Annotated in this window: 10 protein-coding genes and 1 pseudogene; 3 read left to right on the top strand and 8 right to left on the bottom strand. The window is 67.6% G+C overall.

The annotated features are described in order from the left end of the window. The 3 genes from J1M43_RS05785 to rsmA all read right to left on the bottom strand — a co-directional run. Positions 1 to 328: 4-(cytidine 5'-diphospho)-2-C-methyl-D-erythritol kinase (locus tag J1M43_RS05785; protein ID WP_374058514.1), on the bottom strand; the 328-nt coding region annotated here is incomplete at its 3' end. A 7-nt stretch (positions 329 to 335) separates the two neighbouring features. Beyond that, entirely contained in the window at positions 336 to 1,403 is a 1,068-nt protein-coding gene (gene mgrA / locus J1M43_RS05780; RefSeq protein WP_206476242.1) for an L-glyceraldehyde 3-phosphate reductase, read from the bottom strand. After that, the gene (rsmA, locus tag J1M43_RS05775; RefSeq protein WP_206476240.1) at positions 1,400 to 2,260 is read right to left on the bottom strand and encodes a 16S rRNA (adenine(1518)-N(6)/adenine(1519)-N(6))-dimethyltransferase RsmA; all 861 of its coding nucleotides are present in this window, start codon (positions 2,258 to 2,260) and stop codon (positions 1,400 to 1,402) included. Before rsmA ends, mgrA begins: the two co-directional genes overlap by 4 nt. 144 nt (positions 2,261 to 2,404) lie before the next feature. On the opposite strand from rsmA, the pseudogene J1M43_RS16675 reads away from it, so the two are divergent. Next, positions 2,405 to 2,563 (top strand): annotated as a pseudogene (locus J1M43_RS16675) (MFS transporter); the annotation flags it as partial. A 14-nt stretch (positions 2,564 to 2,577) separates the two neighbouring features. Here the strand turns inward: J1M43_RS16675 and J1M43_RS05770 are convergent. The 4 genes from J1M43_RS05770 to rsmI all read right to left on the bottom strand — a co-directional run bounded on the left by J1M43_RS05770 (position 2,578) and on the right by rsmI (position 7,773). Continuing rightward, positions 2,578 to 3,465, bottom strand: a complete 888-nt coding sequence (locus J1M43_RS05770) for a TatD family hydrolase (protein WP_206476238.1) — start codon at positions 3,463 to 3,465, stop codon at positions 2,578 to 2,580. Next, a complete protein-coding gene (gene metG, locus J1M43_RS05765; RefSeq protein ID WP_206476236.1) occupies positions 3,462 to 5,039 on the bottom strand; it encodes a methionine--tRNA ligase in 1,578 nt (525 codons plus the stop codon). Before metG ends, J1M43_RS05770 begins: the two co-directional genes overlap by 4 nt. Positions 5,040 to 5,252: 213 nt before the next feature. Further along, positions 5,253 to 6,788: a molybdopterin-dependent oxidoreductase gene (locus J1M43_RS05760; RefSeq protein WP_206476234.1), complete on the bottom strand. Its 1,536-nt coding sequence runs from the start codon at positions 6,786 to 6,788 to the stop codon at positions 5,253 to 5,255. Between the two features lie 163 nt (positions 6,789 to 6,951). After that, complete coding sequence (gene rsmI / locus J1M43_RS05755) at positions 6,952 to 7,773, bottom strand: 16S rRNA (cytidine(1402)-2'-O)-methyltransferase (protein ID WP_206476232.1); 822 nt, start codon at positions 7,771 to 7,773, stop codon at positions 6,952 to 6,954. Positions 7,774 to 7,813: 40 nt separating this feature from the next. On the opposite strand from rsmI, the gene J1M43_RS05750 reads away from it, so the two are divergent. Continuing rightward, positions 7,814 to 9,364, top strand: coding sequence for a dolichyl-phosphate-mannose--protein mannosyltransferase (locus J1M43_RS05750; RefSeq protein ID WP_033106793.1), 1,551 nt, complete (start codon positions 7,814 to 7,816; stop codon positions 9,362 to 9,364). A 42-nt stretch (positions 9,365 to 9,406) separates the two neighbouring features. Further along, a complete protein-coding gene (locus tag J1M43_RS05745) occupies positions 9,407 to 9,919 on the top strand; it encodes a hypothetical protein (protein ID WP_206476230.1) in 513 nt (170 codons plus the stop codon). Between the two features lie 83 nt (positions 9,920 to 10,002). On the opposite strand, the gene J1M43_RS05740 is transcribed toward J1M43_RS05745, so the two are convergent. Next, positions 10,003 to 11,799, bottom strand: coding sequence for a thioredoxin domain-containing protein (locus J1M43_RS05740; protein WP_206476228.1), 1,797 nt, complete (start codon positions 11,797 to 11,799; stop codon positions 10,003 to 10,005). Positions 11,800 to 11,806: the final 7 nt, after the last annotated feature.

Genomic DNA, 11,806 nt, shown 5'->3' with positions numbered 1-11,806 from the left:
CGCCCATCCCGCCCGCGACCGGCACGTTCTTGTGCAGTTCGAGGTGCACGCCGCCGGTGTATCCGGTCGCCGACGCGAGTATCTTCGCCGCTCGCATCGCGAGATTGCGGTCATCGACCGGCACAGTGCTCGGGTCCGCGACGCCGAACACGCTCAGCGTGAAGTCATCGGCATCGCGGGCGATGACATCCTCGTAGAGCGATACTGCCTGGAACACCGTCGCGAGTGCGTGATAGCCGTCATCATGGCGCCCGCCGACGCCCAGGTAGACGTTGATCTTCCCCGGGGCGCGCACGTGCACCGCTTCCGAAAATGCGGCGAGGCTCATGCGGATCTCACAGAGCGGACGATGGGGCCCAGAGGTTGACGTCGATGCCGTCGGAGAGGGCATCGATGCGAGCAAGCTCCTCGTCGGTGAGCGCGGGACCGTCGAGCGCCGCGATGTTCTCGTCGAGCTGCTCCGGACGAGACGCGCCGATCAGCGCCGAGGTGACCACCGGGTCGCGCAGCGTCCACAGCAGCGCCAGCTGCGCCAGCGACTGTCCGCGCTCCTTCGCGATCTCGTTGAGGCTGCGGAGGATGCCGAGTCCCTCTGCCGAGAGAGGCTTGTCGGAGAGCGATCGACGCTTCTGCGCGCGCTCCGCTGTGCCGTCTCCGAGGTACTTGTCGGTGAGCAGGCCCTGCGCGAGCGGCGTGAACGCGATCGCGCCCATACCATCGGTGCGCAGCGCGTCGGTGAGACCGCCCTCGATCCAGCGGTTGAGCATCGAATAGGAGGGCTGGTGGATCACGAGCGGCGTGCCGAGCTCGCGGGCGACCTCTGCCGCCTTCGCCGTGCGCTCCGCGCTGTACGAGGAGATGCCGACGTAGAGCGCCTTGCCCTGACGGACCAGCGTGTCGAGCGCCCCGATGGTCTCCTCGATCGGCGTCACCGGGTCGGCGCGGTGCGAGTAGAAGATGTCGACGTAGTCGAGGCCCATCGAGGTGAGCGACTTCTCGGCGCTCGCGAGGAGGTACTTGCGGCTGCCGAAGTTGCCGTACGGGCCGGGCCACATGTCGTAGCCGGCCTTCGACGAGATGATGAGTTCATCGCGGTACGGGCGGAAGTCCTCGGCGAAGATGCGGCCGAAATTCTTCTCCGCTGAGCCGTAAGGAGGACCGTAGTTGTTGGCCAGGTCGAAGTGCGTGATGCCGCGGTCGAAGGCGTGACGCAGCAGCGTGCGCTGGTTGTCGAGCGGGATGTTGTCGCCGAAGTTCCACCACAGACCGAGCGAGATCGGCGGCAGATACAGGCCGGATGCACCGACCTGGCGGTATTCGAAGTTCTTGTACCTGTCCTCCTTCGCCGCATATGGGCGGTGGAGTTCGGCGATGTCGGTGGGGAAGCGCGGCGTGTCAGTCACGCCTCCAGGTTAGCGTCCAGCGCCTCGGCGATTCTCACGAAGTCATCCACCGTCAACTGCTCGCCGCGTGCGGTCGGTGCGACGCCCGCCTTCTCGAGGATCGCGGATGCTTCGGCCGCGGTGCCGCCGAGAACGAGGGAGAGCGCCTGACGCAGCATCTTGCGGCGCTGCTGGAAGGCCGCGTCGACGATGCGGAAGGTGGCCCTGCGCAGCTCTTCGCTGCCGCGCGGCTCCTCGTCGCGCTCGAAGGCGACGAGCACGCTGTCGATGTTCGGCACCGGCCAGAACACCTGCCGGGACACGTTGCCTGCGAGTCGCCACGGTCCGTACCAGGCCGCTTTGACGCTGGGGGCGCCGTAGACCTTGCTGCCGGGAGGAGCCGCGAGGCGCTCTCCGACCTCGGCCTGCACCATCACGACGCCGCGCTGGAGGCTCGGGAACGTCTCCATGAAGTGCAGCAGCACGGGGACGGAGACGTTGTATGGCAGGTTCGCGACCAGCACGGACGGGTCACCGGGAAGCTCTGTGATGCGCAGCGCATCCGCGTCGACCACGGTGAGCGCTTCTGCCGGGACGCCGTGGTCCACGGCAGTCTGCGGCAACCGTGCGGCGAGGCGGTGATCGATCTCGACGGCCGTGACGGATGCTCCGGTCTCGAGGATCGCGAGCGTGAGCGAGCCCAGCCCCGGGCCCACCTCGACCACGCGCTCCCCCGCCCGCACCTTGCCGACGTTCACGATCTTGCGAACGGTGTTGGCGTCGACGACGAAGTTCTGTCCGAGCTTCTTCGTGGGTGTGACGTCGAGCTCGGCGGCAAGACGGCGGATCTCGGTGGCGCCGAGCAGCGTGACGGTCATCCTGCCATTGTCCCCCATGCCGGTAATGTGTTCGGGTGCCCTCACTCGGAGAACTCGTCGCGCCCCGCCGCATGGGCCCCGATTTCCGCTGGCGGCCGCTCCCCTGCTCTATGCGACCGAGCATCTGCACATGGGCGCAGTCGGCTATGGGGCACGATCTCGACGACCGTTCGCCAGCGCCTGGTGCCGCATGAGCTGCAGGGCAGAGTCGCGTCGGTGAACATGGTCGGTGTGTTCGGCGGGATGGTGATCGGTCAGGCCCCCGGCGGCGTCATCGCCCAGGTCTGGGGCCTGCCGAGGCCGCGGCGGTCTGAGCCTCAGTCGGCGAACTCTCCGTAGACCTCGAGAGTGTTCGCGGCGACTTGCGCGGCGAGTTCGTCGACAGCGAGGCCGAGCTCTGCGGCCATGAAACGCAGCGTGAGCGGAACCAGGTACGGCGCGTTCGGGCGGCCCCGCAGGGGCACGGGTGTGAGGAATGGCGCATCCGTCTCGACGAGGATGCGATCGAGCGGGGTGACCTGCAGTGCGTCGCGCAGGTTCTGCGCATTCTTGAAGGTGACGTTGCCGGCGAACGAGAGGTAGTAGCCCGCGTTCGCGCAGACCCTGGCCATCGCGTCGTCGCCGGAGAAGCAGTGGAACACCGTGGTCTCGGGCGCCCCGACTCGGGTCAACGTCTCCAGCACGGCGTCGTGCGCGTCGCGATCGTGGATCTGCATGGCGATCGAGTGCTTCTTCGCGAGGGCGATGTGCGCCTCGAACGATTCGAACTGCGGACCGCGTCGCTCCTCCTCGGTGCGGAAGAAGTCCAGCCCGGTCTCACCGATCGCGCGCGTGCGGGGGTGCGCGGCGAGCTCGTCGATCACCCCGATCGCGTGATCCAGCCGCCCGGCCTCGGCGTAGACGGGCGCGTCGTTCGGATGGATCGCGACGGCTGCGAGGACGCGCGGATCGGATGCCGCGGCATCCACCGCCCAGCGGGACGACTCGACGTCGCCCGAGGCCTGCACGACGCCGGCGACGCCGACAGCCTCGGCCCTGTCGAGCTGCTCCTTCAGAGAGAGCGGCTCGACGCCGTCGGTGATCTCCAGGTGCGCGTGGTTGTCGTAAACCGGCACCGTCAGCGGTTCGGGGGCGGGCGGGTAGCGGAGGTCCTTGCGGCCTTCCGCCGCCCGCTCCCGAACGTACTGACTGGGGTTTTCGCTCAAGCCTGCTGCTCCACGCGGGGGAACAGCGGAGCAAGCGCGTGAACCCGTGCGCCGGGCTGCAGCACACCCCACGCTCCGGCCGCACGGACCGGCTGCGCCTGCAGCGCGCCGAGGCTCTCGGCGGCACCGAGCGCCGACCACAACTTGTCGGTCGCCTGCGGCATGACCGGCGACAGGAGTACGGCGAGCGCACGAAGGCCCTCTGCACACGTGTACAGCACGGTGCCGAGCCTGCCGCGCTGGTCCTCATCGCGGGCGAGCGCCCAAGGCTCGTTCTCGGTGATGTAGCCGTTCAACGCGTCGACGATCGTCCAGATCGACGAGATCGCCTCGTCGATGCGGAACTGCTCGATCCATCCATCGGCTGCTGTCGCAGCATCCGCCACGATCTTCTGGATCGCGAGATCCTGCTCGGTGTAGTCCGCCGCATCCGGAACGACGCCGTCGAAGTACTTCTCGATCATGGCGACCGTACGCGAGGCGAGGTTGCCGAAGCCGTTCGCGAGCTCGGACTGGTAGCGGGCCGAGAGATCTTCCCAGCTGAACGAGCCGTCCTGTCCGAACGCGATGGCGGAGAGGAAGTAGTAGCGGTACGCGTCGGAGCCGAAGACGTCGGTGATCTCAGTCGGCGCGATGCCGGTGAGCTTCGATTTCGACATCTTCTCGCCACCGACGAGCAGCCAGCCGTGGGCGAAGACGCCCTTGGGCACGTCGACGCCGGCAGCCATCAGCAGCGCCGGCCAGATCACGGCGTGGAAGCGGAGGATGTCCTTGCCTACGACGTGATACGCGGGCCAGCGGCGGGCGAAGGTCTCCTCGTCGGATCCGTAGCCGACGGCAGTCGCGTAATTGAGCAGTGCGTCGACCCACACGTAGATGACGTGCGACTCGTCCCAGGGCAGAGGGATGCCCCAGTCGAAGGTCGAGCGCGAGATGGAGAGATCCTTCAGGCCCTGCGAGACGAACGAGACGACCTCGTTGCGAGCGGAGTGCGGGCGCACGAAGTCGGGCTCGTTCTTGTAGAGCTCGAGCAGGCGGTCCTGGAACTCGCTCAGCTTGAAGAAGTAGTTCTTCTCCTGCAGCAGCTCGAGCGGCTTGGAGTGGATCGCGCAGACCTTCAGGCCCTCGAAGGGTCCGGTGCCGTCGACGATCTCCGACTCTGGCTTGAACTCCTCACAACCCACGCAGTAGAGCGCCTCGTACTCGCCCGCGTAGATGTAGCCCGCGTCGTACAGCCGCTGGAAGAACACCTGCACGTTCTTCTCATGGCGCTCCTGCGTGGTGCGGATGAAGTCGTCGTTGGCGACGTCGAGCGTCTCCAGCAGCGGGAACCAGCTCTCGGTGACGAGCTTGTCCACCCACTCCTGCGGCGTGACGTTGTTCGCCGCTGCGGCGCGGAGCATCTTCTGGCCGTGCTCGTCGGTGCCGGTCAGCATCCAGGTGTCATCGCCGCCGTGGCGGTGCCAACGCGCGAGCGTGTCGACGGCCACCGATGTGTACCCGTGGCCGATGTGGGGCACATCGGAGGGGTAGTAGATGGGCGTGGTGATGTAGAAGGATTCGCCTGAGGGCATGGGGTCAATTCTAGGCCGGTCTGCCGGGGTGGTTACGCGGTCCGGCGACTGCTGTCAGGGCACCGTGATGGCGGATGCTGATCTCGCCGGGCACCCGGTCGCGTTGCTCGGTGGAAGTGATGGTGAAGCCGGCGTCGGTGAGGATCAGCGGAAGCTCGACGGGCGGCGTGTGGATCAGCGAGTACCAGGCGAGGATGCCGCTGCAGGGCCCGCTCAGCGCACGGTCACACTGATGCGATGCCAGCCCTGCGCGCCGTCCGGAGCCGGCGGCGCCGGTGTCGAGGTCTGCGTCTCGCCGTCGGCACTGAGGGCGCGGCATTCGATCTCGTGCGTGCCGGACTCCGCCGTCCACGGCAGGCTCCACTGCACCCAGGTGTCGTCGGAGATCGCCGTGGCGAGTTCCGCGCGCCGCCACGGACCGCCGTCGACGCGCACCTCGACGCCCTCGACACCGACGTGCTGATGCCAGGCCATGCCGGCGATCACCGAGGATCCGGCCTCGACGTCGCGTCCGTCTCTGGGCACGTCGATCCGGGACTGCAGTTTGATGGGCCCGCGCTCCGACCATCCGCGCGACGTCCAGTATGCGCTCGCCCTGTCGAAGCGGGTGACCTCGAGTTCGGTCACCCACTTCGTGGCCGACACGTAGCCGTAGAGGCCTGGGACCACCAGTCGCACCGGGAAGCCGTGCGCGAGCGGGAGCGGCTCGCCGTTCATCCCGACGGCAAGCAGAGAATCTCGGTCATCTGTGAATGCCTCGAGCGGCGTCGATGCGGTGAATCCGTCGATCGAGGTGGAGAGCACCATATCCGCGTCGGCTGACACACCCGCCCGCGCAAGCAGTTCGCGCACCGGATATCCGAGCCACCTGGCGTTGCCGATGAGATCGCCGCCGACGGTGTTGGAGACGCAGGCCAGAGTGATGTCACTCTCCTGCATCGGCAGCGCGAGCAGCTCGTCCCAGGTGAGGACGACTTCCTGATCGACCATCCCGTGCACCCGCAGGCTCCAGTCCGCCGGGTCGACCTGCGGTACGACGAGGGCCGTGTCTATGCGGTAGAACTCGCTGTTCGGCGTGACGACGGGTGCGAGCCCTTCGATTCCGAGCTCGGCCGCCGCCGGTACGGCCGGTGCGCCGGTCGTCGCGGTGGGCAGCCGCACCGCGGCGCGGGCGGCTTCGACGGTGCGCACGGTCGCTCGCGCAAGGTTTCCGAAGACGAGAGCCACCGTTCCGAGTGCTGCGGTCGCGCCGGTCCACACCAGGAACTGCCGGCGATCGGGACCGTCCTTCGGCGCTTCCGCCGCAGGGGTCGCCCGTTTCATGAGGATGCGCAGGGCGATCGCTCCGGCGGCACCCGCCACGACAGAAGGCAGCCAGGCCAGAAGATCTCCATCGGATCGCACCGTCGCCACGACGGCCCCGACGATACCGAGCGTGATGAAGATCGCTGTTCCGACAGGGGACCGCCACAGCTCGAGCAGCCCCGCTGCGGCGGCGAGTAGAGCGGCGACCAGAGCGATAGCCGTCAGGAGTGCGATCTTGTCCGCCGTGCCGAACAGTTCTATCGCCAGGTCTTTCGCCCAGCTCGGCGCGATGTCGATCAGGCCACCGCCGATCACCGCGAACGGGCTGGCGGACGGTGCGAGCAGGGATGCCGTCAGTTCACCGAGACCGGCGGCGAACAGCACGGCTGCGACGCCCGCGGCAGCGGCGCGCCATCGGACTCCCGCCACGGATTCTCGCCTCATTCGATGAGCTTACGCGCGGATGGGCTGCGCAGGCTCTGGTATGCCTGTCGCCGTGCGAGGTGCGTACGCTTCGCTCGGAGAATTGCACTATCTTCGGAGCGATTCGGGCGATTCGCTCCGAGCCGAGCGCACTTCTCCGAAGAACGTGCACGGCCCGCGTCGCTCATGGCTTCCGCGCGGCGAGGGCCTGCTGGTAGAGGTCTCGCGAGCTCAGGCCGGTCGCCGCGGCGACCTCCGCGCACGCTTCTTTCAGGCGCATGCCTCCTTCGACGAGCGCCTGCACCTGCGCGCCGGCATCCTCGACCGAGACGTCTTGATGCGGGGCGCCTTCGACGACGACGACGATCTCGCCCTTGACGCCGTTCTCGGCCCACTCCACGAGCTCGGATGCCGTGCCGCGACGCACCTCCTCGTAGAACTTCGTCAGCTCACGGCACACGGCAAGGCGACGATCCGCACCGAACGCCTCTCCCATGTCGGCAAGCGTCGAGGCGAGGCGGGCGGGAGACTCGAAGAAGACCATGGTGCGCTTCTCACCCGCGACGGACCGGAGCGCCGTCCGCCGCTCCCCCGGTTTGCGGGGCAGGAAGCCCTCGAACGTGAAGCGGTCGGTCGGCAGACCCGAGATCGCGAGCGCCATGAGCACCGCGCTCGGTCCGGGGATCGCAGTCACCGTGACGCCCTGTGCGACCGCTTCCGCGACCAGACCGTAACCGGGGTCGCTGACTGCGGGCATCCCCGCGTCGCTGACGACCACGATGTCCTGCTCGGCGGCGAGGGCGGCGAGTTCGGCTGCCATGTGCTTCTCATTGTGGTCGTGCAGGGCGATCAGGCGCGGTCGATTCTCGATCTGCAACGCGCGAAGCAGGTGCGCCGTGGTGCGGGTGTCTTCGGCAGCGACGATCTCGGCGTTCTCGAGCACCTCGATGAGGCGGCGGGACGCATCGCCGAGGTTTCCGATCGGAGTCGCGGCGAGGATGATCACACGATCAGCTTAGGCGCGCCCCGCCGCTTAGGCTTATGCCGTGACCGCGCCCGTGCCTCTGCTTCCGCCTCCTGCGGAGCGTCTGACCAGGTGGGGCCGGTTGCGCGATCGGATGCTGCTCGATCCCGACTGGAATCGTGTCATCCGCTGGCTCTCTCCGCTGGTGATCACGGCGCTCGCGGCAGTGCTGCGCCTGGCGAACCTCGCGCATCCGAATGTGCTCGCGTTCGACGAGACGTACTACGTCAAGGACGCATGGTCGTTGTGGACCTTGGGCTACGAGGGCACGTGGGGCGATGGCGCGAACGAGGCGTTCCTCACCGGTGACACGACGGCTCTGAGCGGAACCGGCAGCTTCGTCGTGCATCCCCCGCTCGGCAAGTGGATCATCGCGCTCGGCATGGGCGTGTTCGGTGCGGGAGGCAGTGCGGCGTGGCGCCTGGCGGTCGCCCTGATCGGCACCGCCACGGTGCTGCTGGTGTACTTCGTGGCCAAAGAACTCACGCGATCGGTCGTCGCGGCGTCGGTCGCGGGGCTTCTGCTCGCGATCGACGGACTCAGCATCGTGATGAGCCGGATCGCGCTGCTCGACGGCATCCTCACCTTCTTCATCCTGCTCGGTTTCCTTTTCATCCTGTACGACCGCAGGCGCAGCATCCCGCTGGTCGAGAAAGCCGATCCGGATGCCGCGGACCCGCTCTGGGGCAGGGTGATCTGGCGCCGTCCATGGGTGATCGCGGCAGGGGTCGCGCTGGGCGCGGCGTGCGCGGTGAAATGGTCTGGCCTCTACGCGCTGGCCGGTCTCGGGTTGTATCTCGTCATCACGGATGCGCTGGCGCGCCGTCGGGCAGGTGTGCTGTTCTGGCCGACGGATGCCGCGTTCCGACAGGGCGCGGTCTCGTTCGTGCTGCTGGTACCGGCTGCGCTTCTCACGTATCTCGTGAGCTGGACGGGATGGCTGGTGACGGCCGGTGGGTACGATCGCCAGGTCGCCGGGAACCCGCTTGCCGCGCTGTGGAAGTATCACGAGTCGATCTACGGCTTCCATGTCGGACTCAGCAGCGGGCATCCATACGCGAGCCCGGCGTGGCAATGGCCGTTCCTCATCCGTCCGACCGCGGTCTGGGTGGGAGACGATCAGAGCTGCGGCACCGATCACTGCATCTCAGTGGTGTCGTCGGTGCCGAATCCGCTGATCTGGTACGCCGGTGTCGCTGCGGCGATCTTCCTGCTCTACCGGTTCGTGCGCGGGCTCATCCAGCGCAGGCCGATGCCGTGGACATATGCGATACCGCTGGTCGGCCTCGGCGTGACCTACGTGCCGTGGCTGTTGTACCCCGAGCGCACGATCTTCCAGTTCTACACAGTGGTGATGATGCCGTTCCTGGTGCTGGCGCTGGTGCTCGCGCTGCGAGAGATAGCCGGACGCCGCGATGAACCGCTGCACCGCCGGCAGGCAGGAGAGCGCACGGTCATCGTCTTCCTCGTGGTCACGGTGCTCGTCTCTGCGTTCTTCTACCCGGTGTGGGTCGGGATGAACGTGCCGTATGAATTCTGGCTCATCCACAATTGGATGCCGACCTGGGTGTGAGTGCGGGTGTCCAATGTCGGTGGCCTCGACGAACATGGCCGCATGCAGAGGCAGCGACCACACATCGACGAGATCCTTACCGCTTTCCTGAGCGCGCACCTCAAAGGCAAGACGGGTCTGCGTCGCCGACGAATCGCCACGGCCGACGCGCAACTGCGCCGATGCTTGGAAGCTGAGGGGCACCGCATCCTGACGGACGGCGATCGCTCGGTGCTGGACCTCGAACGCGAGATCACTCCCGAAGATGCCTTCGTGCGAACGATGTTCGCCGACGATCTGCTTTTCGGGCTCGGCATCTATGTGTCCGAGCCATGGCTGCTGCCTGACCGGATCGACCGCGGTGTGCAGCTGCGTTTCGCCGAGACGCTCACGACGCAGCTGATCTCCTGGCGGCTGATCGACCAGTGGGACTTCAGCTGCGCGTTGCTCGATCTGCGCGGCTCGATCCGCAGGGCGAAGGCCGCGCAACGAGCGAGCCACCCCGGACCGCCGATCGGGAGCATACCCACCATTCAACACCGGGCCACCGACATTCCACCCCACGTTTCAGGCTGATCAGACAACTTTTCCGAACGATATTCCCCGCGCTGCACAAAGCGGCATCCGCTACCGAATTCGACGTCGTATCCGACCAGGAGTCACCGCTCCCTGACGAGCTCCGCGGGATCATCGACCGGTAACCGGCACACGAACGCCCGGCAGTCGTATGCGAGACCGGACGCCGCATCCTTGCCCTCGAACAGCTCGAAACCGGCATCCGCGAACGCGCGCGCCTGCGCGGGCGTCACGACGGCGATCACGTCCGCATCCACCCCGCGCGAAGCGACGGCGAGGGGCTCTGAACGATCATCGGTGACGACGACCATCTGACGTGGCGGCTCGATGAGGCCCGCGGCCACCGCCAGCAGCGAGCCGTGCCCGAACGGGTGCTGCAGAGCGGATGCCGCATGCGTCTGCACCTGCTCCTCAGCCGCCTCCCGGTACCGCGACCCTGCGCCCAGCCGCCAGGCCGCGAGCGCCGCCGCTGCGACTGCCGAGACACCGGAAGGCAGGTCGCCATCGGTCTGGTCTGGAGCGGATGCCACTCCCTGAGCGGCCAGCACTGGGTCCGCCGCGGCGCCCTCGTCGAGAGCCTCATCGAGAAGATCACGACCTGCCACAGCCCACGACACGTCGCCCGTGGCCACTGCCAGGCTGAAGAGCCCTTCCGCGAGAAGCCCCAGATCCGCAAGCGTCGCGACCGCCGTCGACGCCCTCCCATCCAGGGACGCCCTGACGAGCCGCTCTTCCGGCGAGCGGTTGGTCGACAGTACGAAAGACGCCGCTGCGGCCGCAGCATCCATCAATTCCGGCTTTCCGAGCGCCGCACCCGTCCGCGCGAGAGCTCCGATCGCGAGACCGTTCCATCCCGTGATGACCTTGCCATCGACCGCCGGCGCTTCCATACTCGAGCGGTCCGGGGCGAGGTAGTAGCCACCTTCGCTGCGCTGCCCGTCGATCCACGATTCCGAGTCCTGCGCTGCGCCGAAGGCGCCGCCCTCACGCCGCAAGACCCCGAGCAGGAAACCGACGACGCCCTCGGCCGTCACGAAGTCGCCTTCAGCGACGGCCACGTCGAGCAGCTGCGCGTTGTCCGTCAGCATCCGCTCGTAATGGGGCACCGTCCAGTCGCGCTGCGTCGCGTACCGGAAGAAGCCTCCGTCGGAATCGTGCAGAGCGGATGCCGTCATGGCGGCGAGCGCGCGCGTCGCAGCGGCCGCCGCATCTGCCGCCTCACGACGCACGAGCGGGCTCTGCAGGAACCGCAGCGTCGTCGCCACTGGGAACTTCGGCGCCCCACCGAATCCGCCGAACGTCCCGTCCTCGCGGGCGGCGATCGCCGCCGCAGCAGCAGCCATGCCCGCGGACGACGGCAGCGGAGACGGCGTGGTCTCCGCCGCGCTCGCCAGCGCATCGGCCACAGCATCCGCCGATTCGATCGCCTGCTCGCGGCGCAGCGTCCAGGCCTCTCTCACCGCGGCGAGCACATCTCTGAATCCAGGCATGCCGCCACTCGCGGAAGGCGGCCAATACGTGCCGGCGTAGAACGTGCGCCCCTGCGGCGTCGTGAACACGGTCAGCGGCCAGCCGAGATTCTGCGTGAACGCCGACGCCGCGGCCATGTACGCGCCGTCGACATCCGGATGCTCCTCCCGATCGACCTTGACCGCGACGAAGCCGTCGTTGATGAGCGCGGCAGTCTCAGGATTCGAGAAGGACTCGCGCGCCATGACATGACACCAATGGCACGTCGAGTAGCCGATCGAGATCAGCAGCGGTACATCCCGCCGTTGCGCTTCGGCGAACGCCTCCTCACCCCAGGGGAACCAGTCGACCGGGTTGTCGGCGTGCGATCGCAGATAGGGGCTGAGCGTTCCCGCGAGACGATTCGTCATGCGCCCC

This window comes from Microbacterium sp. KRD172 (assembly GCF_017168295.1).
Lineage (GTDB): Bacteria > Actinomycetota > Actinomycetes > Actinomycetales > Microbacteriaceae > Microbacterium > Microbacterium profundi.
This window is presented reverse-complemented; position numbering and strand designations above follow the sequence as displayed.

Excerpts from the sequence above, each read along its gene's own strand:
- rsmA (WP_206476240.1), bottom strand. The coding sequence starts at position 2,260 with ATGACCGTCACGCTGCTCGGCGCCACCGAGATCCGCCGTCTTGCCGCC.
- metG (WP_206476236.1), bottom strand. The coding sequence starts at position 5,039 with ATGCCCTCAGGCGAATCCTTCTACATCACCACGCCCATCTACTACCCC.
- J1M43_RS05760 (WP_206476234.1), bottom strand. The coding sequence starts at position 6,788 with ATGAGGCGAGAATCCGTGGCGGGAGTCCGATGGCGCGCCGCTGCCGCG.
- J1M43_RS05745 (WP_206476230.1), top strand. The coding sequence starts at position 9,407 with ATGCAGAGGCAGCGACCACACATCGACGAGATCCTTACCGCTTTCCTG.
- J1M43_RS05740 (WP_206476228.1), bottom strand. The coding sequence starts at position 11,799 with ATGACGAATCGTCTCGCGGGAACGCTCAGCCCCTATCTGCGATCGCAC.